The organism is Noviherbaspirillum suwonense (assembly GCF_900182955.1).
Lineage (GTDB): Bacteria > Pseudomonadota > Gammaproteobacteria > Burkholderiales > Burkholderiaceae_D > Noviherbaspirillum_A > Noviherbaspirillum_A suwonense.
In genome coordinates, this window is sequence record NZ_FXUL01000002.1 from 385,612 (window position 1) to 411,543 (window position 25,932).

The 25,932-nt window shown below is 68.2% G+C and carries 20 protein-coding genes; 14 read left to right on the forward strand and 6 right to left on the reverse strand.

What is annotated here, in order from left to right; all coding sequences use genetic code 11:
• The first annotated feature begins 53 nt into the window (after positions 1 to 53).
• The 6 genes from QOL82_RS04920 to QOL82_RS04945 all read left to right on the forward strand — a co-directional run bounded on the left by QOL82_RS04920 (position 54) and on the right by QOL82_RS04945 (position 10,077).
• A complete protein-coding gene (locus QOL82_RS04920) occupies positions 54 to 1,526 on the forward strand; it encodes an efflux transporter outer membrane subunit (RefSeq protein WP_283441130.1) in 1,473 nt (490 codons plus the stop codon).
• Complete coding sequence (locus tag QOL82_RS04925; protein WP_283441131.1) at positions 1,523 to 2,674, forward strand: efflux RND transporter periplasmic adaptor subunit; 1,152 nt, start codon at positions 1,523 to 1,525, stop codon at positions 2,672 to 2,674. The genes QOL82_RS04920 and QOL82_RS04925 overlap by 4 nt, the downstream gene beginning before the upstream one ends.
• A gap of 17 nt (positions 2,675 to 2,691) precedes the next feature.
• Positions 2,692 to 5,829: an efflux RND transporter permease subunit gene (locus QOL82_RS04930; RefSeq protein ID WP_283441132.1), complete on the forward strand. Its 3,138-nt coding sequence runs from the start codon at positions 2,692 to 2,694 to the stop codon at positions 5,827 to 5,829.
• A gap of 636 nt (positions 5,830 to 6,465) precedes the next feature.
• Positions 6,466 to 7,068 carry a hemerythrin domain-containing protein gene (locus QOL82_RS04935; protein WP_283441133.1) on the forward strand — a complete coding sequence of 201 codons (603 nt, stop codon included), beginning with the start codon at positions 6,466 to 6,468 and terminating at the stop codon, positions 7,066 to 7,068.
• Positions 7,069 to 7,103: 35 nt separating this feature from the next.
• The gene (locus QOL82_RS04940) at positions 7,104 to 7,670 is read left to right on the forward strand and encodes a hypothetical protein (protein ID WP_283441134.1); all 567 of its coding nucleotides are present in this window, start codon (positions 7,104 to 7,106) and stop codon (positions 7,668 to 7,670) included.
• A 145-nt stretch (positions 7,671 to 7,815) separates the two neighbouring features.
• Positions 7,816 to 10,077: a hypothetical protein gene (locus QOL82_RS04945; RefSeq protein ID WP_283441135.1), complete on the forward strand. Its 2,262-nt coding sequence runs from the start codon at positions 7,816 to 7,818 to the stop codon at positions 10,075 to 10,077.
• 15 nt (positions 10,078 to 10,092) lie between these two features.
• Here the strand turns inward: QOL82_RS04945 and QOL82_RS04950 are convergent, their stop codons facing one another.
• The gene (locus tag QOL82_RS04950) at positions 10,093 to 10,296 is read right to left on the reverse strand and encodes a hypothetical protein (RefSeq protein ID WP_283441136.1); all 204 of its coding nucleotides are present in this window, start codon (positions 10,294 to 10,296) and stop codon (positions 10,093 to 10,095) included.
• 144 nt (positions 10,297 to 10,440) lie between these two features.
• Positions 10,441 to 11,295, reverse strand: a complete 855-nt coding sequence (locus tag QOL82_RS04955; RefSeq protein WP_283441137.1) for a DUF4142 domain-containing protein — start codon at positions 11,293 to 11,295, stop codon at positions 10,441 to 10,443.
• A 282-nt stretch (positions 11,296 to 11,577) separates the two neighbouring features.
• Between QOL82_RS04955 and QOL82_RS04960 the strand changes: the two genes are divergently transcribed.
• A complete protein-coding gene (locus tag QOL82_RS04960; protein ID WP_283441138.1) occupies positions 11,578 to 14,928 on the forward strand; it encodes a PAS domain S-box protein in 3,351 nt (1,116 codons plus the stop codon).
• Between the two features lie 70 nt (positions 14,929 to 14,998).
• Here the strand turns inward: QOL82_RS04960 and QOL82_RS04965 are convergent, their stop codons facing one another.
• Positions 14,999 to 16,201: an AI-2E family transporter gene (locus QOL82_RS04965; protein ID WP_346772282.1), complete on the reverse strand. Its 1,203-nt coding sequence runs from the start codon at positions 16,199 to 16,201 to the stop codon at positions 14,999 to 15,001.
• A gap of 98 nt (positions 16,202 to 16,299) precedes the next feature.
• Positions 16,300 to 16,629, reverse strand: coding sequence for a BON domain-containing protein (locus tag QOL82_RS04970; RefSeq protein ID WP_283441139.1), 330 nt, complete (start codon positions 16,627 to 16,629; stop codon positions 16,300 to 16,302).
• A 496-nt stretch (positions 16,630 to 17,125) separates the two neighbouring features.
• Between QOL82_RS04970 and QOL82_RS04975 the strand changes: the two genes are divergently transcribed.
• The gene (locus QOL82_RS04975; RefSeq protein WP_283441140.1) at positions 17,126 to 17,338 is read left to right on the forward strand and encodes a glycine zipper 2TM domain-containing protein; all 213 of its coding nucleotides are present in this window, start codon (positions 17,126 to 17,128) and stop codon (positions 17,336 to 17,338) included.
• A 31-nt stretch (positions 17,339 to 17,369) separates the two neighbouring features.
• Here the strand turns inward: QOL82_RS04975 and QOL82_RS04980 are convergent, their stop codons facing one another.
• The gene (locus QOL82_RS04980; RefSeq protein ID WP_283441141.1) at positions 17,370 to 18,074 is read right to left on the reverse strand and encodes a Crp/Fnr family transcriptional regulator; all 705 of its coding nucleotides are present in this window, start codon (positions 18,072 to 18,074) and stop codon (positions 17,370 to 17,372) included.
• 198 nt (positions 18,075 to 18,272) lie between these two features.
• Here QOL82_RS04980 and QOL82_RS04985 point away from each other — a divergent pair, with 198 nt between their 5' ends.
• The 4 genes from QOL82_RS04985 to QOL82_RS05000 all read left to right on the forward strand — a co-directional run bounded on the left by QOL82_RS04985 (position 18,273) and on the right by QOL82_RS05000 (position 23,365).
• Positions 18,273 to 19,088: a YiaD family glycine zipper/OmpA-like lipoprotein gene (locus tag QOL82_RS04985; protein ID WP_283441142.1), complete on the forward strand. Its 816-nt coding sequence runs from the start codon at positions 18,273 to 18,275 to the stop codon at positions 19,086 to 19,088.
• 437 nt (positions 19,089 to 19,525) lie between these two features.
• A complete protein-coding gene (locus QOL82_RS04990; RefSeq protein ID WP_283441143.1) occupies positions 19,526 to 20,770 on the forward strand; it encodes a D-amino acid dehydrogenase in 1,245 nt (414 codons plus the stop codon).
• Positions 20,763 to 21,869, forward strand: a complete 1,107-nt coding sequence (locus QOL82_RS04995) for an NAD(P)/FAD-dependent oxidoreductase (RefSeq protein ID WP_283441144.1) — start codon at positions 20,763 to 20,765, stop codon at positions 21,867 to 21,869. The genes QOL82_RS04990 and QOL82_RS04995 overlap by 8 nt, the downstream gene beginning before the upstream one ends.
• Complete coding sequence (locus tag QOL82_RS05000) at positions 21,866 to 23,365, forward strand: NAD(P)H-hydrate dehydratase (protein ID WP_430438435.1); 1,500 nt, start codon at positions 21,866 to 21,868, stop codon at positions 23,363 to 23,365. The genes QOL82_RS04995 and QOL82_RS05000 overlap by 4 nt, the downstream gene beginning before the upstream one ends.
• Here the strand turns inward: QOL82_RS05000 and QOL82_RS05005 are convergent.
• Positions 23,331 to 24,044, reverse strand: a complete 714-nt coding sequence (locus tag QOL82_RS05005; RefSeq protein WP_283441146.1) for an ABC transporter ATP-binding protein — start codon at positions 24,042 to 24,044, stop codon at positions 23,331 to 23,333. The two genes, QOL82_RS05000 and QOL82_RS05005, sit on opposite strands and share 35 nt — an antisense overlap.
• A gap of 26 nt (positions 24,045 to 24,070) precedes the next feature.
• Between QOL82_RS05005 and QOL82_RS05010 the strand changes: the two genes are divergently transcribed.
• Positions 24,071 to 24,697, forward strand: coding sequence for an arylesterase (locus tag QOL82_RS05010; RefSeq protein WP_283441147.1), 627 nt, complete (start codon positions 24,071 to 24,073; stop codon positions 24,695 to 24,697).
• A gap of 15 nt (positions 24,698 to 24,712) precedes the next feature.
• Positions 24,713 to 25,798 carry a tRNA 2-selenouridine(34) synthase MnmH gene (gene mnmH, locus QOL82_RS05015; protein ID WP_283441148.1) on the forward strand — a complete coding sequence of 362 codons (1,086 nt, stop codon included), beginning with the start codon at positions 24,713 to 24,715 and terminating at the stop codon, positions 25,796 to 25,798.
• Positions 25,799 to 25,932 lie beyond the last annotated feature (134 nt).

Sequence of the window (25,932 nt, forward strand, 5' to 3'; positions counted from 1 at the left end):
TGGCGGCCGTTAACCGAGGGGGCCATGCCGGCCCCGCAACCGACGCCACCGCCATGCTCCGTCCCGCTCCCCTCCACCGAATTATCATTCTCGCCGCCGCGCTGCTGGGCGGGTGCGCATTCGCGCCGGCGACGCCGCCCTCGCCGGCCGCCGCCAGCCCGGACGGATGGCAGTCGCAGCTGCCGCCGGCCGCGCCGGTGGCGCACCAGGGCAGCGAGGAACAGCTGCTGCAATGGTGGCGCGGCCAGGGCGACCCCTTGCTGGCCGACCTGATCGCCGCCGCGCAGGCCGTCAGCCCGACGCTGGCCGAGGCGCGCGCCCAGATCGCCAATGCGCGCGCCAGCCGCACCGCCGCCGGCGCGGCGCTGCTGCCGACCCTGGACGGCACGCTGCAGGCGAGCCGCACCAGCGCCCAGCCGCCGCTGCCGATGGCCACCACGGTGCAGGGCGCGGTGCAGGCCGGCTGGGAAATCGACCTGTTCGGCGGCAACCGCGCCGCCCGCGACGCCGCCGTCGCCCGCTACGAAGGCGCTCAGGCCGGCTGGCATGACGCCCGCGTCAGCATCGCCGCCGAAGTCGCCAACCAGTATTACGCGCTGCGCACCTGTGAACGGCTGGTCGACATCACCGCGGCCGACGCCGGTTCGCGGGCCGAGACCGGCCGCCTGACCGCGCTGGCCGCCGAGGCCGGTTTCCAGGCGCCGGCCACCGCGGCGCTGGCGCGCGCCACGACCGCCGAAGGCAACAGCCGCCTGGTGCAGCAGCGCGCCGCCTGCGACCTCGACATCAAGACCCTCGTCGCGCTGACGGCGATGCCGGAACCCGAGCTGCGCCGGCGCCTGCTGGCGAATACGGGCAGCCTGCCGCAGCAGGCGCAATTGCAGGTCGACGCGCTGCCGGCCGCGGTGCTGGCGCAGCGGCCGGACCTGGCCGCCCGCGCCCGCGAGGTGGCCGCCGCCAGCGCCGACATCGGCGCGGCGGAAGCACAGAAATATCCGCGCCTGACGCTGGCCGGCTCGGTCGGCGCCGCGCGTTTTCGCAGCGCCGGCGTCAGCGGCTCGCTCGACACCTGGTCGGTCGGCCCGGTGGCGCTGACGCTGCCGATCTTCGACGGCGGCCGCCGCGCCGCCAATGCCGAGGCCGCGCGCGAACGGTACGAGGCCGCGGTGATCCAGTACCGGGCCGCGGCCCGCCAGGCGGTGCGCGAGGTCGAGCAGGCGCTGGTCCGGCTCGACAGCACCGCGCGCCGCAGCGCCGACGCGGTGGTGGCGGTGCAGGGCTACGCGGCCTCCTTCGCCGGCATCGAGGCCCGCTATCGCGGCGGCCTTGCCAGCCTGCTGGAGCTGGAGGAAGCGCGCCGGGTCCGCCTGACCGCCGAAACCGCGCTGCTGTCGCTGCAGAATGAACGCACCGCTGCCTGGATCGCCCTGTACCGCGCAGCGGGCGGCGGCTGGGATGGCGCCCTGGAACAGAACGCAACGAATGCAAGCCTCGCCAGCGACCGCGGCGCGGGCGCAAACCCATGAAAAAATCCCATCGCAACATCATCGCCGCAGCGCTCGTGCTGGCCGTGCTGGCCGGCGCCGGCGTCATGCTGTCCCGCCGCAATGCGCCGCCCCAGGAAGCCGCCGCGGCCAAGCCGGCGCTGACGGTCACCACGGTGCGCCCTGAAACCGCCGAGATGCCGCGCCGGCTGGTCGCCAACGGCAACGTGGCGGCCTGGCAGGAAGCCATCGTCGGCAGCGAGGCCGGCGGGCTGCGGCTCACCGATGTCCGCGTCAATGTCGGCGATACCGTGAAGGCCGGCGACGTGCTGGCCGTGTTCGCCGCCGACGCGGTGCAGGCCGACATGGCCCAGGCCACGGCGGCGCTGATGGAAGCCGAGGCCGCCGCCGCCGACGCCGCCAACAACGCGGCCCGCGCGCGCACGCTGAAGGACAGCGGCGCGCTGTCGACCCAGCAGATCAACCAGTTCACCACCGGCGCGCAGACGGCGCAGGCGCGGGTGGAGGCGGCCCGGGCCGCGGTCGCCACGCAGCGGCTGCGGCTGCGCTACACCAGGGTGCTGGCGCCGGACGACGGCATCATCTCGGCCCGCACCGCCACGGTGGGCGCGGTGGTGCCGGCCGGCGCCGAGCTGTTCCGCATGATCCGCCAGGGCCGGCTCGAGTGGCGCGCAGAAGTGACCGCGACCGAACTCGGCAGCATCCGGCCAGGCGCCGCCGCGACCGTGGCGGCCCCCGGCGGCGCGTCCCTCGCCGGCCGGGTGCGCATGATCGCGCCGACGGTCGACGTGCAGAGCCGCACCGCGCTGGTCTACGTCGACCTGCTGCCGCCCGAGTCCGGCGCGCTGCCGGTGCGCGCCGGCATGTATGCGCGGGGCGAATTCGACCTCGGCAGCGCGCCGGCGCTGACCGTGCCGCAGCAGGCGGTGGTGGTGCGCGACGGCTTCAGCTATGTGTTCCGCCTCAACCCGGACAACCGCGTCAGCCAGGTCAAGGTGCGCACCGGCCGCCGGCTGGGCGAACGTCTGGAGTTGGTCGAGGGCGTCGCGCCTGACGCGCTGCTGGCGCTGGACGGCGCCGGCTTCCTCAACGACGGCGACCTGGTGCGCCGCGCCGACGCCACGCCCGCCGCCGCCGGCGCGGCGACCGCCACCGCCAGCACGCGCTGAAGCGCCAGGGGACACTCGTGAACTTTTCCGCCCTGTCGATCCGCAACCCGATCCCCGCCATCATGCTGTTCGTGCTGCTGACGCTGGCCGGCCTGCTGGCCTACCGCGGCGCCGCCGTGCAGGACTTCCCGGACATCGAGCTGCCGGTCGTCACCGTCTCGGCCACGCTGCCGGGCGCCGCGCCGGCGCAGCTGGAAACCGAGGTCGCCCGCAAGATCGAGGACAGCGTGGCGACGCTGCAGGGCGTCAAGAACATCTACACCCGCGTGCTGGACGGGGTCGCAACCATCACCGTCGAATTCATCCTGGAAAAGCCGCTGGCCGAAGCGGTGAACGACGTCCGCGACGCGGTCGCCCGCGTGCGCGCCGACCTGCCGGCCGACCTGCGCGAGCCGTCGGTGACCAAGGCGTCCACCGCCGGCCGCGTGGTGCTGACCTTCACCGCTGCCGCCGCGCCCGACGCGCCCGGCGGCAGCCGCATGGACATGCAGGAACTGAGCTGGTTCGTCGACAATAATGTCACCAAGCGGCTGCTGGCCGTGCCCGGCGTCGGCGCGGTCAAGCGCATGGGCGGCGTCACCCGCGAAGTCCGGGTCGAACTCGACCCGCTGAAGATGGCCGCGCTCAACGCGTCGGCGCTGGACGTGTCGCGCCGGCTGCGCCAGGTGCAGCAGGAAGCGCCCGGCGGCCGCGGCGACGTCGGCGGCGCCGAGCAGTCGGTGCGGACCATCGCCACCGTGCAGACCGCCGGCGAGCTGGCGCGGCTGGACATCCCGCTGCTCGACGGCCGGCATATCCGGCTCGACCAGGTCGCCAGCGTCAGCGACACGGTCAGCGAGCCGCGGGCGCTGGCCACGCAGAACGGCCGCGAGGTCGTCGGCTTTGAAATCTTCCGCACCCGCGGCGCCAGCGAGGTCAAGGTCGCCGAGGGCGCGCGGGCCGCGGTGGCGGAACTGCAGGCCGCGCATGCCGGCATCCAGCTGACCCAGGTGATCGACAATGCCGCGCCGATCCAGGAGAACTTCCGGGGCTCCATGGAACTGCTGTACGAAGGCGCGCTGCTGGCCGTGCTGGTGGTCTGGTGGTTCCTGCGCGACTGGCGGGCCACGCTGGTCGCGGCCGCCGCGCTGCCGCTGTCGGTCATCCCGACCTTCCTCGGCCTGGCCTACTTCGGCTACACGCTCAACATGGTGACGCTGCTGTCGCTGGCGCTGGTGGTGGGCGTGCTGGTGGACGACGCCATCGTCGAGATCGAGAACATCGAGCGGCACCTGGAAATGGGCAAGACGCCGATGCAGGCGGCGCTGGAAGCGGCCGACGAAATCGGCATGGCGGTCATCGCCACCACCTTCGCGCTGGTCGCGGTGTTCCTGCCGACGGCGTTCATGGCCGGCGTGCCCGGCCTGTTCTTCAAGCAGTTCGGCTGGACCGCGGTGCTGGCCATCCTGGCGTCGCTGGTGGTCGCGCGGCTGCTCACGCCGATGATGGCGGCCTACCTGCTGAAGCCCAGGCAGCGCCACCAGGCCGAAGACGGCTGGCTGATGCGCCGCTACATGTCGACCATGCGCTGGTGCCTGAACCATCGGCTGGTGACGGCGATTGCGTCGGGCCTGTTTTTCATTGCGTCAATCGCGCTGGTGCCGCTGCTGCCGACCGGCTTCGTGCCGTCGTCCGACCGCGGCCAGACCCAGATCAACATCGAGCTGGCGCCCGGGTCGACGCTGTCCCAGACCGCCGCGGTGGCCGAGCGCGCGCGCCTCGCCGCGATCGAGGACAGGAACGTGACCGGCGTCTTCAGCTCGGTCGGCGGCGGCTCCAGCGGCGACGCCTTCGCGCCCGGCGCGGCGGCCGAGGCGCGGCGCGCGGTGCTGACGCTGACGACCACGCACCGCAGCGACCGGCATGAATCGATGGCCGACATCGAGCGCGGCCTGCGCAGCCGGCTCGATGCGATACCCGGCGCGCGTTTCACTGTCGGCCCGGCCGACATCGGCGTGAAGATGCAGCTGGTGCTGCGCAGCGAGGACCCGGTGGCGCTGTCGGCGGCGGCGCAGCAGGTGGTGCGCGAGCTGCGCGGCCTGCGCGGCATCGGCAACGTCAACTCCAGCGCGTCGCTGGTGCGCCCGGAAATCATCGTCCGTCCGGACTTCGCGCGCGCCGCCGAACTTGGCGTCACCGCGTCGGCCATCGGCGAGACGGTGCGGGTCGCCACCGCCGGCGACTACGACATCAACCTGACCAAGCTGAACCTGAGCGAGCGCCAGGTGCCGATCCGGGTCAAGCTGCCAGACGCGGTGCGCGCCGACCTCGACGCGATCGCGCGGCTGACCGTCCCGGGGCGCAACGGCCCGGCGCTGCTGGAGAACGTGGCCTCGATCAGTGTCGCCAGCGGCCCGGCCCAGATCGACCGCCTGAACCGCAGCCGCAATGTCACGCTGGACGTGGAACTGGGCAGCCGCGCGCTGGGCGAGCTCAACACCGAAGCGCGCAACCTGCCGGCGATGCGCAACCTGCCGGCGTCGGTGCGCATCGCCGAACTCGGCGACGCGCAGGAGATGCAGACCCTGTTCGCCAGCTTCGGACTGGCAATGGCGATCGGCGTGCTGTGCATCTATGGCGTGCTGGTGCTGCTGTTCCGCGACTTCATGCAGCCGCTGACCATCCTCGCCGCGCTGCCGCTGTCGATCGGCGGCGCCTTCGTCGCGCTGCTGCTGACCGGGCGGGCGCTGTCGATGCCGTCGATGATCGGGCTCATCATGCTGATGGGCATCGTCACCAAGAACTCCATCCTGCTGGTCGATTACGCGATCCTGGCGCGGCAGGCCGGCATGAGCCGCTTCGACGCGCTGGTGGACGCCTGCCACAAGCGCAGCCGGCCCGTCATCATGACCACCATCGCGATGGGCGCCGGCATGATGCCGCTCGCGCTGGGCTGGGGCGCCGACCCCAGCTTCCGCTCGCCGATGGCCATTGCGGTGATCGGCGGCCTGATCACGTCCACGCTGCTGAGCCTGCTGGTGGTGCCGGCGGTGTTCACCTACGTCGACGATGTCGAGCAGTGGTTCAAGCGGCGCTTCCGCCGGCATACGAAGCCGGCGCCGCTGACGATCGTGGAGTCGAAGCGGCATGCGCGCCAAACCGGACCTGGCGTATAACGCCATTCCCGGTTCGCAAGACGCCTTGAACAGCCGTAGGATGTAATAAGCGCGGGCGCATTACAACATTCCTTGTGAACAGGCGATGGTGGAATTGCCCTTCGGTTATTACATCCTACGAATTGGAACCATCGATCTCACCCGGTACGGCATGAATCGGGATTGGTAGAAGGTGGCCAATGCGAACCGAGCATCCGGCTTGCGGCTCGTCAGGGCTGGCTTGCCAATTGCGCCGTGCTCGACCTGCCGGGTCAGGCTTTATCAGCGCGCTGCCGGCGGCAAGCGTGTGCGTACCGCTACGGCCAATGCGCGTCGCCGCTTTGCGGCCTGTTCGATCCCCATTACGGCAAGCGCGTCGTCCAGGCATCTCCCTCCCGGTGCAAGACTGGAGCCAGACAGGCTGCGACCTCCCTCGCCAAGCCACTTGGTCCGGCTGTCTCCGCATCCCGCACCGGAAACCGTCGCCGCTTGCAGCCCGGCCGTCGCGACGCCGTCTGCCGACCTGTCGTTGCAACTGTCATAACGCGCATGTTGTGGAGACGCAAAGCAAGCCGAAGTAGCCGGATATAACGCCCACGCTGCTTGTCAAAATCCTCATATTGTATTTATTTCAACCATTTACCTGGAACCGACACCATGAACCTGAACCTCCCTTCCTTTGCCGGCAAAGTCTCGCCGACCGCCACAAACATGATCCGCATGGATCACACCCACGTGATGGCGACTTTCCATCAGTACGAGATCGACAGCAGCCCGCGCACCCGCCAGGGCCTGGCCAACACCATCTGCCTGGCCCTGGAAATCCATGCGCAGCTGGAGGAAGAAATTTTCTATCCGGCGCTGAAGGCGCTGGACAGCAGCAACCCGGCGATCCAGAAAGCCGTGCCGGAGCACAACGAGATGAAGCGCCTGATCGCCAGGCTGCGCGGCATGCAGCCGACCGAGGCGGGTTACGACGACACCCTGTTCGAGCTGATGCGCGACGTGATGCACCATGTCGCGGACGAGGAAACCATCCTGCTGCCGGAAGCGGAACGCCTGATGCCGGACCGCCTGGGGGACCTGGGCGCAAAGATGCTCAAGCGCCGGCTGGAGCTGGCTGCGCCGCGCGGCGGCGAGATCGCCGGCAACATGCTCAAGGGCATGCCGAAAAGCTCGATGATGCTGGCGGCAGGCGCGCTGATGGCAGGCACCTACCTGTTGAAACGCAACGGCAACCATACGCGCGGCAACGACTGACGTCGGCCCGCGCCGTAACGACCGAGGAGAAAAACATGGCAACTGACGGAGAAGAGAAGCGGCTCGAGGAGGCGGCCGGCCCGCATGGCGCCCGCACTACCGAGCTGGTTGGCGTGGACGATATCGGCCTGCCTTCCGGCATCCAGCCGGAGGATGTCGCAGGGCTGCAGCAGGGAAAGCTGGACCCATCCGCGATGGCGGATGCCAGCGCCAGCGCGCCTCGGGCCAGTGCCGGACCAGGCTCCGGCAATGACAAGGCTGCACCGTCCGACCTGCAAAGCGCGAGAACGACTGAGCTGGTTGGCATCGACGACATCGGCCTGCCCGCGGGAATACAGCCCGAGGACGTCAAGCCGTCGGGACAGGACGGGATGGATCAACCGGCCGCGACCGGCGGCGCGCAGCATGGCGGCGCGCCCAGCCCCGTTCGGGTCAACGCGGGCCAGGATTTGAGTCCCGGCGACGAGGCCGCCCCTGGCACGGTGGGCACTGGCGACGATGTCTGCCCGGTCTGCGCCGGCAGCGGCAAGAATGCCAGCGGCGGCGCCTGTCCGAACTGCCGCGGGACGGGCATCGTCACCGAAGGCATAGGCGGCGGTTAAACCGCGTTGCTCCATGCCCGGGCGGGGCGGGCATGCGCCGGTGCGGCTGAACTAGTCGCGATACCAGCGCATGCCAGGCCCTGCCCGATGACATTCGTCCTGCCAGGCCCGGCCCTGGCATCACCCCATACCCGAAGGATTCATATTGCAACGCAGGAAATTTCTTATCGGCGGCGCCGCGCTGACCAGTCTCGCGGCGCTTGGAAATGCGCATGCGGCAGACAAGCCTGCCAGCAAGGAGAGCAAGCCTCCCCGTCCCTCCTCTTCCGGCCCCGCGCCCGCGCTGACCGCGGACGCCCCTGACACGTTCGAAGTCTGGGACTGGACCAACCCGGAAAAGCCGCTACTGGAAGGGACGATCAAGCTGGACAAGCGGATCGACGACTTCGCCTACGAAGACGCCGACATGGCCGCCGAGAATGGCAGCATTGCCGTCTACCAGTCCACCCAGTCGGTGATGCTGGGCGACATCGAAGTCGGCTTCACGATGTTCGCTGCGGACAAGCGCAATACCGAGGCGGGAAAGGAGCCGCTTTACCAGGTGCTCGGGGCGTTCGCGCACCGCGGAAGCTGGACCAGCTATCCGGCCAGCGACACGTTCGATCCGAAAATCCATACCACCTTTCCCAAGCCCTTCAAGGTCGTGATGAAGAATGCAGGAGGCAAGGTGCTGCATACCTTCCAGATGCAGGATGGCCTGCCCATCAATGACCCGTCGCTGCACCAGTGGGCTTCGGCGACGCAACCGCTCCGGCCGAAATTGTCGGTGTTCATGATGCTGCCGTGGCAGAACACGCGACCGCGCGCATCGTCGAGGAAAAACCTCTACTTCCCCGGCCTGACGGCCGATGGCTTGCGGCCGTCCAGCGCCAAGGGACATTACTCGGTGCTTTCCTGCGAACCGCCGATCACGGGAGGCTACGGACGAAACTCGATGAACGGCCTGGCCAATATCTATGCCGCGCCGCGCTGGCCCCTGCCGAGGAAGGGCTATGGCCCGCCGGTCCGCGACCCGTATATCAATTACGTGGAATTCAACCGCAACGGCGGCTCGGCTTTTGGCGCAGCCTTCATCGAGGGATGGGATTACGAGCCCGGCTCGTATTCGACGCACAACTGGTACACCGCGCCCGGCGGCCCGCGCTTCGATCGCTGCGTAATACCCTCGGTTGTCGCGCTATGGGCGTCCCAGCCCAGCGGGCGGCGGCTGCAGGACAATGTGCCGCACCGCGACTGGCTGGACGGCTGGGCCATGGCCTACTTCAATCATGGCAACCATTGGGTAAGGGACGTGAAGTCCATGCACCTGATGACCAGCCGCGACGTCATGCTCAACCCGTGGGGACTCGTCGGAAATTACTACGGCGGCGGCTCGATCGGCCCGCGCAGCGTGCGGATCAATGGCAGCCAGCGCGACGGCACCACCGAAGCCAATCACGATCGCAATGGAAACATCTGGGCGCACGGCTGGGCCAGGGATGCACTCCACTCCTATTGCAACGCCGGGTGGATCGCGCTGTTGCTCAATAGTCCGATACATGCCATCGGCTGCCGCTTCGACACTGCCAATCAAATGATGATGACAGGCGACCCGGCCAACGGGATCAGGGACGATTACATGGTCCGTTCTCAGGCATGGCGCTGGATACACTACACGCTGGCCTGGAAACTGGCTTCCCGGCATCCGCTGGGACTGGCCCGGGAAGACATCGAGAACAGTTTTATCCGCCACCTCGAGCAGATCTACAAGGACGTGTACGTACCGCAAGTGCTGGAGAAGAAAGACGATCCGTACTTCAAGGGTCTGCGCAATATAGGGCAGCCGATGATCAACCATAGCGGCAATGGGAGCATGTGGATCGGCCAGGGAGGCGGCCTCGGCTATTACATGGGTCATGTGCTGCAGCTGATGAAGCAAACCGGATTCTGGGCCGCGCTGATGTCCCGCGGGGGCCATGTGCGGGATGTGCTTCTTCTGCAGCTTCGCAACATGGACCAGTTCGCGCTCGGCCTGCACGCGGATACGAACGGAACGGTCAATGTCGCCATCGTGTTTCCAAAAGACGGCGTGTTCCCGGACAGCATGGCGCACTACCATGCGCTATACGGCAACAAGAACGAGGACATGTTCACCGACGACAAGGGCAAGCCCATCAACGACCGCGATGTGTCGATACATGCCATCGCGCAGTATGTCTACATCCGCCGCGACTATTTCCCCGAGATTCCGCATCCCAAGCTGGCCGCCGCCATTTCCAAGCTCGATGCGCGCCTGGGCTCGGTGACGGCACGGGTGGCCGCGGCCGGCGACCCGGAGAAGAAACGCGAGGCCGACCATATCTACCGTTATCCGGGCCTGGCGCCGATCAAGGCGCCGGAAGTGCTGGGCCCGTCAGGCAAGGCCTGACGCCTCGGCCCTGCGTCAGAAACCGTCGGGCTGCGTCCTCACGGCTTCGCCCTCGAAGCCTTCCAGGACTTCCTTGGCCCGCTGCTTGCGCGCCGGGTCGGGATCGTCCTCGGGGGTAATGGTGGTGCTGGGCTGTGCCCGCTCCTTGTTGTTCCCGCTTGCGTCGGTCGGATCGTAATGGGGGGCCGCCGGGCTAGTGGTGTCAGGTGTGTCTGCCATGATGTTCTCCAGTTGTGCGACTACGGCTGAAAACCTTGTCAAGCAAGGCCGGGCGACGACCTCCGCAAACGGATGCCATCGCCCTTTCCGGAAGCCGTATGCCGGCTGCGTCGACGGATGCCGACGCCCGCCGGCGCTTGCCGATTAGCGTGCCGCGCCGCCGGTGGTTCCACCGGTCGATGCACCCGGCGTTCCCATCGCGCCTGCGCCAGCGGCGCTGCCGCCGTTGCCCATCGCGCCTGCGCCGGTGCCGCCCGTCGTGCCCGACGCGCCCGACACGCCGGAACTGGCCGCGCCACCGCTGTTGCCGCCGCTGCTGCTCATCGCGCCGCTGCGGGCGCCCATGGCGCCGTTATCGGTTGCCGCGCCGGTCATGTTGCCCTTCTTGCTGCCCATGCCGTGCTTCGCTGCGGTCTCCTGGGCCATCGTCAGGTGCTGGTCAACGGCCGTGATGGTCTTGGCCGCGTAGGCTTTCAGGTCGGCGTCCTTTGCCTTGTCCTGCACGCGCACCAGCAGCTTGTGGGTGTTCTCATGGTCGTTCAGGCCGCCCTGCTTCAGATAGCGCTTGTCGAAGGTATCGCCCTTGAGCGCGGACATGACCTTGGAAAGGGCCTTGTGCTTGGCGTCAGGCTCGGTCGGCAGTTTCACGCCCTTGCTGTCGGCCAGCGTCTGCAGTTCCTGCTGCGCCTTGGTGTGATCGTCGATCATTTTCTGGGCGAAGGTTTTCACGTCATCGCTCTGCGACTTTTCCAGCGCCATCTTGCCGGCTGCGATCTCGGACAGGTTTGCGTGTGCGATATCGCGCATCATCTTCTGGTCGGCGGAAGCGACCTTGGCCGCCGAACCCGATGCCGTGGTGGTGCTGGCAGCCGTGGCGCTGTTCCCCGACATCGAGCCGGTGGTGGCCGCGCCAGTCGCGTTCTGCGCAATCGCGCCGCCAAACATCATCGCCAGCGTTGCGCAGGCGGCCATACGTTTCAGTATCAGTTGCTTGTTCATGATTTTCTCCTGATGTGTCGGCAACGGTATGCCCGCTGCACTAGTGGACCCATTGTGGTCAGAGCGACATGATCCAACCATAGGAGGAGTTCTGTAATCGCCGTAGGAATGCATGAGCGCTTTCATGAAGGCAATACTTTTACCCAAAGCACTGTTGAAATTTGTAAAAATTACCGGGTTCAGGACGTTACCCGCCGCACTGCGCTATCATCAAGTCCGATAACCGCCCTTTGTTGCCTTATAAAAACTTGTTCCGGTCCGAGCCGGAAATCTGACCTGCCTATGACCCCTGGCGCATCTCCCAGCCTGCCACCTCCACCGGCCGCAAGGTCGACCACCGACGAACGCCTGCCATCCAATGGGAACGCGGCCCTGGCAACGCTGGCCGCGCTGCTGGACCAGATCGTCGAAGGCTACGAGGCCGAAGCGGGCGAGCAGGCCTGCGCCTGCATCCAGTTGCTGGACCGTGCAGGCCACCGCCTGGTGCCGGGCGCATCCCGCCGCTTGCCCGCGTCCTACCTCGATGCCACCGGCAACGTCGAGATCGGGCCGATGGCCGGCTCCCCCGGCGCAGCCGCCCACAGCGCACAGCCGGTCTATACCTGCGACATCGCCGCCGACCTGCTCTGGCGCGCCCACGGTCCGCTGGCGCTGGCGCATGGCCTGCGCGCTTGCTGGGCCATGCCGGTCATGGGCAGCGACGGCGCGGTGCTCGGGATCTTCGCCAGCTATCAGGCGGAAGCGCGCGGCCCGACGCAGCCCGAGATCGACGCGCTGGAACGCGCGGCCGGTCGCGTCGCGCAGGCCATCGAGCGCCACCTTGGCGACAGCAGCGGGCACGGGCAGGCGCCCGGAGTCAGCCATGATCATGCGGCGCCGGACTTCGCCGTCGCCGGCGCAGACCTTTCGGGCCGCATCAACTTGTGGAGCGAAGGCGCGCAACGGGTGTTCGGCTGGACCGAGGCCGAGGCAAGGGGCCGGCACATCGAGCTGATCTTCACGCCAGAAGACGTCGCCGGCGCGCTTCCCGCCCAGGAATTGCAGCAGGTCCTGCAGCTTGGCCATGCGTCGTCCCAGCGCTGGCACCTGCGGCGGGACGGCAGCCGCATCTGGGTCGCCAGCGAAACCACGGCGATGCGCGGCGATGCCGGCGAGCCGGTCGGCTTCTTCCGGGTCATGCGCGACAACACCAGCGACAAGCTCGCCCATGTGCAGCTGCAAAGGCTCAACGAGTCGCTGGAAAACGAGGTCGCGCAGCGCACCCGGGAGCGCGACCGGATCTGGCGCAATGCGCCCGACCTGCTGATGGTGCTGGGAGGAAGCGGCAACCTGCTGGCGCTGAACCCGGCCTGGACCCGGCTCCTCGGCGTGGAGGCGGCGGAGCTGACCGGGCGCCGCTTCCATACGCTGCTGCATCCCGACGATGTCGATGCGGCGCTCGAAGCGCTGGCGCGCGCCGGCCGCCGCGAGTCGATGCAGTTCGAGGCGCGCACCCGCGCCGCCGACGGCAGCTGGCGCTGGTTCGCCTGGACCGCCGCGCCGGAAGACGGCCTCGTCTATGGCAGCGGCCGCGACGTGACCAACGAGAAACGGCAGGCCGAACAACTGCTGATGGCCAGCGAGATGCGGCTGCGGCTGGCGCTCGACGCCGGCGAGATGGCCGCATGGCAGTGGGATGTCGGCGCGGCGCGCAGCGCCTGGCTGTACGGCATGGACGCGCTGCACGGTTTGACGCCGGAACGGAGCGCCGCGGCGCGCACATTGCGCGGCTACCTGAAATGCGTGCATCCGGAAGACCGCGCGCTGGCATGCCGGGCCATGAAGCAGGCATTGCGCGGCGAAGGCGACCTGCGGGTCGAGTACCGCATCGTCCGCGGCGGCGACCAGGTGCGCTGGCTGGAATCGCGCGCCCGCATCCTGCATGACAGCGACGGCGGGCATGCGCAGCTGTCCGGCGTGTCGATGGACATCACGCAGCGCAAGCGGATCGAACAGGACCTGCGCTTCCTGGCCCAGGCCAGCGCCGAGTTCGCGACCATGACCGACATCCAGCCCACCTTCCAGCGCCTGGCGCGCCTGGCGGTGCCCACGTTCGCCGACTGGTGCGTGGTGGACCTGCTGCGCGACGACGGCGAGCTGGAACGGGTGGCGGTAGCGCACGCGAACCCCGAAAAGGCGAGTATCGCCGCCAGCCTGCACCGGCAGCTGCCGCCCGACCCGGACATGCCGCACGGGATATGGAACGTGCTGCGCACCGGGCGGGCCGAGGTCATCGGCGACATGCGCGACAACGTGCTGAGCAAGGGCAGCTGGGAGCCGGAGCGGCTGGAGGCGCTGCGCAGGCTGGGGCTGCGGTCCTACCTGGGCGTGCCGCTGGTGACCCAGGGCAAGGCGCTCGGCGTGATCACTTTCATCAGCGCCGAGTCGGGCCGGATCTATGGCGAACAGGACCTGGCGCTCGCCGGCGACCTCGCGCGGCGCGCCGCCACCGCGATGGAAAACGCCAGCCTCTACCAGGCCCTGCAGCGCTCGGACCGGGCCAAGGACGTGTTCCTGGCAACCCTGGCGCATGAGCTGCGCAATCCGCTGGCGCCGATCAGCAACATGCTGCACCTGCTGCGGCTGCGGCAGGCGGCGCCGGGCGCGGCCGCCGACCGCCAGCCGCTGGACCTGATCGAACGCCAGGTCGGGCAGCTGTCGCGCCTGGTCAATGACCTGCTGGACGTGTCCCGCATCAACACCGGCAAGATAGAACTGAAGCGGGAGCCGGCCGACCTCGTCGCGGTGCTGCACAGCGCCATCGAGACCAGCCGCCCGCACATCGAGGCGGCGCAGCACACGCTGGAACTCTGCTTCGGGCCAGGCGAAGCGCCGCTCGACGCGGATCCACTGCGGCTTGCGCAGGTCTTCTCCAACCTGCTCAACAATGCCGCGAAATACACCAACCGCGGCGGCCGCATCCAGGTCACCATGACGGCAGAGCCGACCGAATACGTGGTGCGCGTCCGCGACAATGGCGTCGGCATTGCCGCGCCGATGCTGAAGGATATCTTTACCGTGTTCACCCAGGTGACGCACCCGGTCGAACGCAGCCAGGGCGGACTGGGCATCGGCCTGTCGCTGGTCGAAGGGCTGGTGCACCTGCACGGCGGCCGGGTCCACGCATATAGCGCAGGCAGCGGCCACGGCAGCGAGTTCACCGTGTACCTGCCGCGCACCCCGGCGCCTGACGCGCCGCCGCCGCTGCCGGCCGCGGCGAGCGCAGTCGCCGGCACGGCGCAGCGGCGACGCATCCTGGTGGTCGATGACAACGTGGACGCCGCCTCGACGGTGGCCGAGCTGCTGGTCCTGCTGGGAAATGAAGTGGAAGTCGTGCATGACGGCCTGAACGCGGTCAGCGCCGCGGTCGGCATGATGCCCGACGCGGTGCTGCTCGACATCGGGCTGCCAGGCATCGACGGCTACGAGGCGGCGCGCCGCATCCGCGCCGCCGCCGGGCCGGCGATACGGCTGATCGCCCTGACCGGCTGGGGCCAGGACAAGGACAGGGAGCAGGCCAGCGCCGCGGGTTTCGATGCGCACTGGGTCAAGCCGGTGACGCTGGACAAGCTGAAGTCGCTCGGAAGCCTTTAACGGAAGACCGGCGGCGCACAACGGCGCTCCATCGGCATTTCAGGCGCTTTGGCAGGCGCCAGGCAGGCGTTTATTCGCCCAGCAGTTCCGCGACCGACTGCAGGCCTTCGATGTGCTCCGCGATGACCTTCATCACCACGATGATGGGCACGCCCAGCAGCAGGCCCCAGATACCCCACAGCCATCCCCAGAACAGCAGCCCGATGAAGACGGCGGCGGGGTTCATCTTGGCGATGCGCCCGGTCATCCAGGTGGTGACGAAGGTGCCGACCACGGTGGCCACGCCCAGCGAGATGCCGGCGACCAGGAAGGCGGTCGACGCATTGCCGAACTGGAGGAAGGCGGTGACGCCGGTCGAGATCGTGATCAGAAGCGGGCCGAAATACGGAATCAGGTGCAGGAAGCCGGCGGCGGCGCCCCATGCGCCGGCATTTTCCAGGCCGATCCAGCGCAGCGCGATCCACATCATCGCCGCCAGCATCAGGTTGGTGACCAGCAGCATGAACATGTAGTTCTGGATCGATGTGTTGATGTCGTCGAGTATCTGCACGGTGATCTTTTTCTGGCTCAGCTTCGGCCCGGTCAGCTTGACCAGCTTGCGCTTGAAGGTGTCGCCGGAAAGCAGCAGGAAGAACACCAGGAACAGCACCATCGTGGTCTGCCCGATGAAACCGACCGCGCCCAGCAGGCCCGCGTTCACCAGCTCGCTGATGCGCAGCTTGGGCGCATCGGCCGCGGGAGCGGGAGCGCCGCGCGACTGGCGCGCGCCGGCCGCCTGGCTGGTTGCCTTCTCGATCTCGGAAGCGGCCTCCTGCATCTGCTGCAGCGCCGACTTCTTGCCCTGCTGGGCGCGGGCTACCGCGGTTGAAATCTTTTGGGCCGCCTCGGGCAGGCCTTCGAGGATGGACTGGAACTGCGCGCGCAGCGTATTGCCGGCTGCCGCCGCGCCCAGCGTCAGGACCAGCATGACCAGCGTGGTGCCGACGACGCGCGGAATGCGGATACGCTCAAGCCAGCGCACGACCGGATTGAGCGTATAGGAAATGAGGATGCCGAAAACGACCGGGATCAGGAATTTCTGGGACCACTGCAGCGCGTACAGGAAAGCGACCGCCGCGACGACGCAAAGCGCCATGCCGCGTGCATCGACCGCAACGCGTGGATTGAGCATCAGCGCCGGCTCGACGCCAGGCCGTTCGACCGTGAGGATGTCCGGGTTCGGATTGCTGGTGGCGGTGGGCGCCTGCGCGGCAGCTTCGACTGGTTTGTTCATCGTATTCTTTCGCGCTGGCGCGACCGCATTATGTGACGGGGCCGACCGCTCTTCCTACCCGCCGGGCAGGTGAACCGGTCGGCCCGGGCCGGAGCCGATTACTTCAGGCGGATGTCGTTCTTGACCGAGGTAACGCCTTCGATCGAGCGTGCAACGGTGCCGGCCTTGGCTGCTTCTTCGCGGGTAGCGACGAAACCGCTCAGCTGCACGGTGCCCTGGTAGGTCTCGACATTGATCTCGCGCGCCTTCAGGACCGGGTCAGCGACCAGTGCGGCCTTGACCTTGCCGGTGACGACGCTGTCGCCGACGTACTGCTTTGGCGTCTCGGTTTTTTCGCTCTTGGCCAGCGGGCCCGAGGTGGTGCAGCCGGTCAGGACCAGGATGGAGGAAGCGAAGACTGCGGCTGCGATTTGTTTGGTGATAGTCATGATGATTTCCTTATTGTGATATTGCTCTGCTCGCCTTCCTTCGAAGGCATTCATCGGTCATCCGCCACGGCGGATCTCCCTTTACTCGCCGTGCCGCGCAAGCGCCAGCAAGCTGCTGGCCCATGGTCGCGTCACTGGCCGGCGTGCCGCACTGCTCCGCAGCGCGCCGTAGTAAGACTTGTGATTACGTTCCCTTCATTCCGGCAACCGCTGTGGGCGACTGCACTGGAATTGCATGTAGTGTCGCGCAATTGACGGCCCGTTTCTGTACGCTAACGTACATTGAATGACGGGTTTATCCAGCGCGGCCCCTCTGTGGGGGTAATTGCCACGGATTGCCATGCAACTTCCGTATCGCGCCTGTTGTCGCGGCAGGCTTTAGGTACGGAAACGCACAGACAGCATGGCGGACGATGCCTACGCTTGGCAATGGCGACGCGTGCCAGAAGGCCATGCAGCGCTTTTCCCCAACCCGACCGCCCATCAGGAGATCATCATGAAAAAAATCAGGCAATCCACCGCAGGCATCATCTTCCTCGGCGCAGTGCTGGGCTTGTCCGGCTGCTCGGGCATGTCGACCCAGACCCGCAACACCGCGATCGGCGCGGGCGTCGGCGGCGTGGCCGGATCGGTGCTGACCAATGGAAGCACGCTGGGCACCGTGGGCGGCGCAGCCGCAGGCGGCCTGATCGGCAACCAGGTCAAGTAGGCCGCCAGTCCAGCGCAGCCACCCTGCCCTGCTAGGAACCGGCCAGCACCCTCGCGGCCTCGTAGCAGGAGCAGGCCGCGCCCTGCAGCCCGGCGATATCGAGAATCTTGATGTCGCCGCGGCTGTAGCTGATCAGTCCCTTCTGCTGCAGGCTGGTCGCGGCCTTGGTGATGCCGACCCTGCGCACGCCCAGCGCATGCGCCAGGAATTCATGGGTCAGGTGCAGCGCATTCGACTGCACCAGGTCGCGCGTCATCAGCAGCGAGCGCGCGAGGCGCGATTCAAGCAGATGGTAATGACTGCAGAACGCCGCCTGCGTCGCCTGCACCAGCAGGCCGTGCGCGTAATGCGAGACGGCCTGCTTCAGCGGCTCGCTCTCGTCGAGGAGAAGCCGGAAGCGGCTCTCGCGCAGCCGCATCGCGCGGCCATTACGCTGCACCAGCGCGCGCACCGGCGACACCGCGCTTCCCATCGCCACGGCAATTCCCGCCATGCCTTCACTGCCCACCAGGCCGACTTCGAGCGACATGCGGCTGTCCGCCGCCGCCAGCAGAGAGATCACGCAGCGCTCCGGAAAGTAGACGTGACGGATCGGCGCGCCCGGCTCGTGCAGCACCTCGCCGAGCACCAGGTCGACCGGCTCCAGCATGCTGCTCTTGAGCAGCGACTGCATGGCCTTTGCCGGCAGGGCGGACAGCAGGACGTTGCCGGCGAAAGCGGGTTGGGGTGCGCTCATCTTGCATTCGTGGTAAGTGGGACGGTGTGCGGATCGCTGATTCGACGCAATGTCATCTATCGCAATGTTCGTTAGCGTAACCTTGCCCCGGGCAACCGTATGTACGCCATCGAACAGTGTCCGGAGGACAAATGGCCCAGAATGCATTCCGCACGGCGCCACGCTGCGCATATCCAGTTTTATGAAAAGGACCACCAAATGAAGAAACTTTCTATCGCGATGCTTGCCGCCGTCATCGGCGTTACCGGCTGCGCCGACATGACACCGACCCAACGCGGCACTGCCACCGGCGCAGGCATAGGCGCAGGCCTCGGCGCGGTGCTTGGCGGCGCGACCGGCGGCGGCGGCGGAACCCGCTCGACCACCGGCGCACTGCTGGGCGGCGCAGCCGGCGCGGTCATCGGCAACGTATGGTCCTCGCGCATGGAGAACCAGCGCCGAACGATGGAGCAGGCGACCCGCGGCACCGGCGTGCAGGTCACGCAGACACAGGACAACCGGCTCAAGCTGGACATCCCGAGCGATATCTCGTTCGATACCGGCCGCGCGGACATCAAGGGCAACTTCCGGCCCATCCTGGACCGCTTCGCCAGCGGGCTGGTGGAGAACCCGACAGCCCAGGTCACCATCATCGGCCATACCGACAGCACCGGCGGCACTGCCCTGAACAACCAGTTGTCGATCGACCGCGCCGCCAGCGCCCGCAGCTATCTCGCCAGCCGCGGCGTGCCGCAGCAGCGCGTCTTTATCGAAGGCCGCGGCGAACGCGAGCCGGTCGCGTCGAACGACAATGACACGGGCCGCGCACGCAACCGCCGCGTCGAGATCTACGTCGCCGAGCCGCAGGCACAGGCACAGGCGCCGCAGTACCAGCAGCCTCAGCAACCGCAGTATCAGCAACCGCAGTATCAGCAGCCGCAATACCAGCAACCGCAATATCAGCAACCGCAGTACCAGCAGCCTCAGTACCAGCAGCCGCAGTACCAGCAGCCGCAGTACCAGCAACCGCGCTGATACCCTGCCCCGATGGCGGCCGCGCACCGCGCCGGCCGCCATCGCTTATCCCCGGTTTCCCCGCCTCTTCAGCCCACGCATTGCGCCCGACGGCCACCTGCTTTCCCGCAGGAAGAACACGGCGCATGATGGCGCTGGCGTCCCTGCCGGCACGACAAGCCAGTACGGACCCGACCTGCCGGAAATCGCTGCGCCCGATGTAGCCGGCCAGCCGGCCAGGTCATGCCCGGCCCGCCGCGACGCCCCGCAGTACGCTGCCTCACCGGCCCGTCCCGACGCCCGAATTGTGCTTGCGCCTGATTGCGGCTACTCTATGCACACTCACGAAGCCGCCGGCCCCGCATGCAACGATACGACGCAACAAGAAAAGAAGCGCTGCCCCGCATGCGGCAACGCTCACCCTTCCCTCCCTGTACCTGCGCCAGGAACCGCAAGCGATGCAGATAGCCGTCGTCGGCGGCGGCGTGGCCGGCGTCTGTACCGCATTTTTCCTGGCGGCAGCAGGACACCAGACAGTGGTCCTGGAGCGCTACAGCAATGTCGCGCTCGAAACCAGCTTCGGCAACGCCGGCCTGATGGCGCCCGGGCATGCGGCCCCGTGGGCTGCGCCCGGCATGCCGCAGAAGCTGCTCTCCTACCTGTTCAAGCCGGAGTCGCCGGCCGTGCTGAAACCAGGCATGAGTCCGACGCTATGGCGCTGGATGCGGCGCTGGCTGTCCGAATGCGACCTTGAGCGCTTCCGCGTCAACAAGATGCGGATGCAGCGCCTGGCCCTCTACAGCAACGGGCTGATGGCCGCGCTGCGCGAACATTATGCGCTCGACTACGAGCAGACCAGCGGCCTGCTGCAGCTGTTCCGCAGCCAGGGCGAGTTGGCGATGGCGCAGCCGCTGATGGCGCTGCTGGCCGAGAGCGGCGTCGCGCACCGGCTGATCAGCCCGGACGACGCCCGCGCCATCGAACCGGCGCTGGCCTACCATACGCCGCTCAATTCGGTGCTGCACATTCCCGGCGACGAGGCCGGCAACTGTCCGCTGTTTACCCGCCAGCTGCGGATGATCGCGCAGGACATGGGCGTGGTATTCCACTTCGACAGCGCGGTCGACGAGGTCGTGGCCGAAGGCCGCGGCGTCGGCATGCGCATCGGCCAGCAGCGCTTCGATGCGGACGCGGTGGTGATCGCCGCCGGCTACGACAGCCTGCCGCTGCTGCGAAAGCTCGGCCTGCGGCTGCCGCTGTACCCGGTCAAGGCCTATTCTGCCTCGGTGCCGATCCGCGACTTCGACCAGTCGCCGCTGGCGTCGCTGTCCGACGAGACCTACAAGGTGTCGGTCAGCCGGCTGGGTACCCGCATCCGGGTCGCCGGCACCGCCGAACTGGGCTTCCCGGCGCCGGAACTGCGCGAGACCGCGCTGCGCACGCTGGTCAAGGTCGGCGAGGACTGGTTCCCCGAGGCGGCCAACTACAATGCATCGACATTCTGGAGCGGCGTCTGGCCGATGCTGCCGGACGGCGTGCCGCTGGTGGGGCCGACCAACCGGCCGAACGTGTATATCAACATCGGCCATGGCGCGTCGGGCTGGGGGATGGCGGCGGGCAGCGGCAAGCTCATTGCCGACCTGATCGGCGGGCGCGAGACCGATATCGACATTGATGGACTGACACTTTCACGTTATGGATAAGACAGATTGCATCGTAATAGGCGCCGGCGTGGTCGGCCTGGCCGTGGCGCGCCGGCTGGCGCAGGCGGGACGGGACGTGCTGGTGCTGGACGCCCACCCGGACATCGGCATGGAAACCAGCTCGCGCAACAGCGAAGTGATCCACGCCGGGCTGTATTACGCCAGCGGCAGCCTGAAGGCGTCGCTTTGCCTTTCAGGCCGCGACGCGCTGTACGACTACTGCGCCGAACGCGGCGTCGCCCACCAGCGCTGCGGCAAGCTGGTGGTGGCGACCGGCAGCGCGCAGCATGACAGGCTCGCGGCCATCGCCGCTCAGGCCGCGGCCAATGGCTGCAGCGAGGTCGCGATGATCGCCGCCGCCGATGCGCAGGCGATGGAGCCGTCGCTGTGCTGCACCGCGGCGCTGCACTCGCCGATGACGGGCATCATCGACAGCCACGGCTACATGCTGTCGCTTCAGGGCGATGCCGAACGCGACGGCGCAGTGTTCGCCTTCAACACGAAGGTGCTGTCCGGCACCGCGGTGGACGACGGCATCGTGCTGCAGGTCGGCGACGAGGCCGAGCCGTATCCGCTGCACGCCCGCACGGTCGTCAACTGCGCCGGACTGTGGGCGTCGCATATTTCCGGCGCGATCGGCGGGCTGGATGCGGCGAGCATTCCGCGGACCTGGTTCGCCAAGGGAAACTACTATTCGCTGTCGGGCCGGGCGCCGTTCTCGCGTCTGGTCTACCCGGTGCCCGAACCCGGCGGCCTGGGCGTGCACCTGACGCTGGACCTCGGCGGCCAGGCGCGCTTCGGGCCGGATGTCGAATGGCTGGAGGGCGAGCAGATCGACTACCTGGTCGACCCGAGGCGCGCCGACCGCTTCTATGCCGAGATCCGCGCGTACTGGCCGGCGCTGCCGGACCATGCGCTGCAATCGGCCTATGCCGGCATCCGGCCGAAAATCAGCCCGCCGGGCGCGCCCGCCGCCGACTTCCTGTTCGCTTCCCACGGCAGCCCACACTATCTCGGCCTGTACGGCATCGAGTCGCCCGGCCTGACCGCATCGCTGGCCATCGCCGACCACGTGACGGCGCTGCTGCGGAGTGCATGATGACGGCGCTGCACGGGCTTTATTCGGTCCGGCAGGTCCGCGCGATCGAGCAGGCGGCGCTGGCCGCCACGCCGCAGGGCGCACTGATGCGCCGCGCCGGCGCGGCCGCGGTTGCGCTGGCCAACCGGCTGCTGCCGTCGGGCGGCAGGGTGCTGGTGCTGGCCGGGCCGGGCAACAATGGCGGCGACGCGCTTGAAACCGCGGCGTTGCTGGCCTATGGCGGCTGCCAGGTAAGCATCCATTTCGCCGGCAACGCGGCATCGCTCCCGGCCGACGCGGCCGCGGCGCTGCAGCGCGCCCAGGCCAGCCCGGCCGTGTTCCGGCAGGCCGACATCGGGGCGGGCTGGGACCTGGCGATAGACGGCCTGTTCGGCATCGGCCTGGCGCGACCGCTCGGCGGCGAACTCGCCGCGCTGGTCACGGCGCTGAACGGGGTGCGCTGCCCGGTGCTGGCGCTGGACGTGCCCAGCGGGCTGGACGCAGACACCGGCGCCGTCGTCGGCCCCGGCGGCGTCGCGGTGCGCGCCAGCCATACCGTCACCTTCATCGCCGACAAGCCCGGCCTGCATACCGCCGACGGTTGCGACCATGCGGGCCTGGTCGAAGTCGCCACGCTGGGCGTCGATGCGAGCCTTTATCCGCCCCCGTCCGCGTGCCTGTCCGGCCCCGAGCTGTTCGCCGGGCGCCTGGCGCCGCGGGCTGAAAATTCGCACAAGGGCAGCTTCGGCGACTGCGCGATCCTTGGCGGCGCGCATTCGATGGCCGGCGCAGCCATCCTGGCAGCGCGCAGCGCGGCGCTGGCGGGCGCGGGCCGGGTCTACGCCGGCTTCATCGACACGCCGCCATCGTACGACCCGCCGCACCCGGAAATCATGTGCCGCCGCGCGGCCGACCTCGACCTGCAGCGGGCCGCGGTCGTCGCCGGTCCCGGCATGGGCGCCGGCGACGAAGCCCGCGTATTCCTGGCGCAGGCGCTCGCCAGCGCCGCGCCCCTGGTGCTGGATGCCGACGCGCTCAACATGCTCGCGGCCGACGATGGCTTGCGGTCGGCGCTGGCCGGCCGCAAGGCGGCGGCCATCATGACGCCGCACCCGCTGGAAGCCGCGCGGCTGCTCGGCTGCAGCGCGGCCGACGTGCAGGCGGACAGGCTGGAAGCGGCCCGGCGCATCGCGGCCGCTTTCAACGCGATGGTGGTGCTCAAGGGCGCCGGCAGCGTGATGGCGCGGCCGGACGGCCTGGCGGCGATCAACGCGACCGGCAACCCGGCGCTGGCCACCGCCGGCACCGGCGACGTGCTGGCGGGCCTCTGCGGCGCGCTGCTGGCGCAGCACTGGCCGCCGTGGGAAGCGCTGCTGGGCGCGGTCTGGCTGCATGGCGCGGCGGCCGACCTGCTGGTGGAACAGGGGGTGGGACCGGTCGGCATGGTCGCCAGCGAATTGCCGACGGCAATCCGCAGCTGCCTCAACCGGTTGATACGCTCACGATCCGGTTGTTGACCAGCCGGCCGGCGGCGATCGTGATGGTGCGCTCGCAGAGCGCCGCGATCGCATCGTCATGCGTCACCAGCACCAGCGTCGAGCCGCGCTCGCGGTTGAGTTCGAACATCAGGTCGATCACCGCGTCGCCGGTTGCCGCATCCAGGCTGCCGGTCGGCTCGTCGGCGAACAGCAGCGGCGGCTCGCTGACGAAGGCGCGGGCCAGCGCAACCCGCTGCTGTTCGCCGCCCGACATGAACTTCGGGTAATGCCTGAGCCGGCTGGACAGCCCGACCCGGCCCAGCATCGCTTCCGCGCGCGGTTTGGCGTCGCGGTCGCCGCGCAGTTCGAGCGGCAGCATCACGTTCTCCAGTGCGGTCAGGTGAGACAGCAGCTGGAAGGACTGGAACACGAAGCCGAGTTCGGCCATGCGCAGCCTGGCGCGCCCATCCTCGTCCAGCCCGTAGATATCGACGCCGTTGAGCACCACGGTGCCTTCCGACGGCGTATCGAGGCCCGCGAGCAGGCCCAGCAAGGTGGTCTTGCCCGAGCCGGAAGCGCCGACGATCGCAAGCGTGCCTCCTGCTTGCACGGTAAAATTGACGTCCTTCAAAATCGTGAGTTCGCCGGCAGCGTCGGCGACCCGCTTGCTGAGGCGGGACACTTCTATTGCGATGTTGGCGCTATTCGGTGCTGGCATGCGGGAATAATCTGAAAGGAAATCCGATGTTGGTCAAAACATGGCGCGCTCTTGTGCTTGTCATATGCATGCTGGGCGCGACGGCGAGCGCCCATTCTGCATCAAAAACCCTGCTCGTGCTGGGCGATAGCCTGTCGGCCGAGTATGGCCTCGCGCGCGGCAGCGGCTGGGTGCCGCTGCTGGAGAAGCGCCTGAAGGCCGACAGGCTCGACGTCAGGGTGGTCAATGCCAGCATCAGCGGCGACACGACCAGCGGCGGACGCGCCCGCCTGCAGCCGCTGCTGGAGCGGCACAAGCCCGACGTGCTGGTGCTCGAACTCGGCGCCAACGACGCGCTGCGCGGCCTGCCGGTCGCGTCGACCGAAGGCAACCTGCGGGCCATCATCGAGTCCGCGAAGAAGGTCGGCACCACCGTGCTGCTGGTCGGCATGCAGATCCCGCCGAACTACGGCGGCGAGTATGCGACCCGGTTCGCCGGTCTGTTCCCCAAGCTGGCGAAGGAGCACCAGCTGCCGCTGGTGCCCTTCTTCCTCGCGCCGCTGCTGGAGCGGCCCGACCTGTTCCAGGGCGACCGCCTGCATCCGACCGCCGAAGCCCAGCCTCTGCTGCTGGACGCGGTCTGGCCCAAGCTGCAACCACTGCTCGCCAGGTAAGGTAGAAAAGACATCATGAAGTACCCCGCATTGCTGCCCATCGCCGACGTGCTGCCCAGCCTGGATGACTACGACAGCATCATCGACGTGCGCAGCCCGTCCGAGTTCGCCGAGGACCATATCCCGGGCGCCATCAACTGCCCGGTGCTGGACGACGCCGAGCGCGCCGAAATCGGCACGCTGTACAAGCAGGTCAGCCCGTTCGACGCGAAGAAGCGCGGCGCGGCGCTGGTGTCGCGCAATATCGGCCGGCATATCGAGAGCGCGCTGCTGGACAAGCCGCGCGACTGGAAACCGCTGATCTATTGCTGGCGCGGCGGGAACCGCAGCGGCGCGATGGCCCACGTGCTGGCGCGCATCGGCTGGCCCGCCATCCAGCTCGACGGCGGCTACAAGGAATACCGGCGGCAGGTCAACCTGGTGCTGGCCGAACTGCCGGCACGGCTGGAGTTCATCGTCGTCTGCGGCACGACCGGCAGCGGCAAGAGCCGCCTGCTGCAGACCCTGGCCCGCCACGGGGCGCAGGTGCTGGACCTCGAACAGCTGGCTGCGCACCGCGGCTCGGTGCTGGGCCACCTGCCGAGCGAGCCGCAGCCGAGCCAGAAGATGTTCGAGAGCCGGCTGTGGCAGGAAATGCGGCATTTCGACCCGGCCCGGCCTGTCTATATCGAATCGGAAAGCAAGAAGGTCGGCAACCTGCGGGTGCCGGACGCATTGATGGACCGCATGCGGGCGTCGGAATGCGTGTCGGTCCAGCTGTCGCAGCATGACCGGGTGGCGCTGCTGATGGAAGACTATGCGCACTTCGTCGACGCGCCGTCCGCGCTGAATGCGCAGCTGGACTGCCTGACCGTGCGGTACGGGAAGGAGACGATCAGCCGCTGGCAGCAGATGGCGCTGCGCGGTGAAATGGAGGCGTTGGTCGAGGAGTTGCTGGCCGAACATTACGACCCGGCCTACCTGAAGTCGATCGAACGGAATTTCAGCCGGTTTGCGCAGGCAGCGACGCTGAAAATCACTGGCGTGTCGGCGGAGGCGTTCGACGACGCGGCGAAGCGGCTGCTTGAGGCGGAATCTGCCACAAAAATAGGCGCTGACTGAACTTTGATTCGCCGAGGGCCGCGCGTCATCGATACGTCGTGGCGTTGGCGTGAATACAAAGGCTGGCGTGGGAACATGGGACTGCGCATCGCGCGGTGCCTGGCGGGGTCGGCTCCTGTCGTGGGACCGACCCG

Bases quoted from the DNA above. Each gene is read 5' to 3' on its own strand.
- QOL82_RS04920 (WP_283441130.1), top strand. From the start codon at position 54: ATGCTCCGTCCCGCTCCCCTCCACCGAATTATCATTCTCGCCGCCGCG.
- QOL82_RS04925 (WP_283441131.1), top strand. From the start codon at position 1,523: ATGAAAAAATCCCATCGCAACATCATCGCCGCAGCGCTCGTGCTGGCC.
- QOL82_RS04935 (WP_283441133.1), top strand. From the start codon at position 6,466: ATGAACCTGAACCTCCCTTCCTTTGCCGGCAAAGTCTCGCCGACCGCC.
- QOL82_RS04940 (WP_283441134.1), top strand. From the start codon at position 7,104: ATGGCAACTGACGGAGAAGAGAAGCGGCTCGAGGAGGCGGCCGGCCCG.
- QOL82_RS04950 (WP_283441136.1), bottom strand. From the start codon at position 10,296: ATGGCAGACACACCTGACACCACTAGCCCGGCGGCCCCCCATTACGAT.
- QOL82_RS04955 (WP_283441137.1), bottom strand. From the start codon at position 11,295: ATGAACAAGCAACTGATACTGAAACGTATGGCCGCCTGCGCAACGCTG.
- QOL82_RS04960 (WP_283441138.1), top strand. From the start codon at position 11,578: ATGACCCCTGGCGCATCTCCCAGCCTGCCACCTCCACCGGCCGCAAGG.
- QOL82_RS04965 (WP_346772282.1), bottom strand. From the start codon at position 16,201: ATGAACAAACCAGTCGAAGCTGCCGCGCAGGCGCCCACCGCCACCAGC.
- QOL82_RS04970 (WP_283441139.1), bottom strand. From the start codon at position 16,629: ATGACTATCACCAAACAAATCGCAGCCGCAGTCTTCGCTTCCTCCATC.
- QOL82_RS04975 (WP_283441140.1), top strand. From the start codon at position 17,126: ATGAAAAAAATCAGGCAATCCACCGCAGGCATCATCTTCCTCGGCGCA.
- QOL82_RS04980 (WP_283441141.1), bottom strand. From the start codon at position 18,074: ATGAGCGCACCCCAACCCGCTTTCGCCGGCAACGTCCTGCTGTCCGCC.
- QOL82_RS04985 (WP_283441142.1), top strand. From the start codon at position 18,273: ATGAAGAAACTTTCTATCGCGATGCTTGCCGCCGTCATCGGCGTTACC.
- QOL82_RS04990 (WP_283441143.1), top strand. From the start codon at position 19,526: ATGCAGATAGCCGTCGTCGGCGGCGGCGTGGCCGGCGTCTGTACCGCA.
- QOL82_RS04995 (WP_283441144.1), top strand. From the start codon at position 20,763: ATGGATAAGACAGATTGCATCGTAATAGGCGCCGGCGTGGTCGGCCTG.
- QOL82_RS05000 (WP_430438435.1), top strand. From the start codon at position 21,866: ATGATGACGGCGCTGCACGGGCTTTATTCGGTCCGGCAGGTCCGCGCG.
- QOL82_RS05005 (WP_283441146.1), bottom strand. From the start codon at position 24,044: ATGCCAGCACCGAATAGCGCCAACATCGCAATAGAAGTGTCCCGCCTC.
- QOL82_RS05010 (WP_283441147.1), top strand. From the start codon at position 24,071: ATGTTGGTCAAAACATGGCGCGCTCTTGTGCTTGTCATATGCATGCTG.
- mnmH (WP_283441148.1), top strand. From the start codon at position 24,713: ATGAAGTACCCCGCATTGCTGCCCATCGCCGACGTGCTGCCCAGCCTG.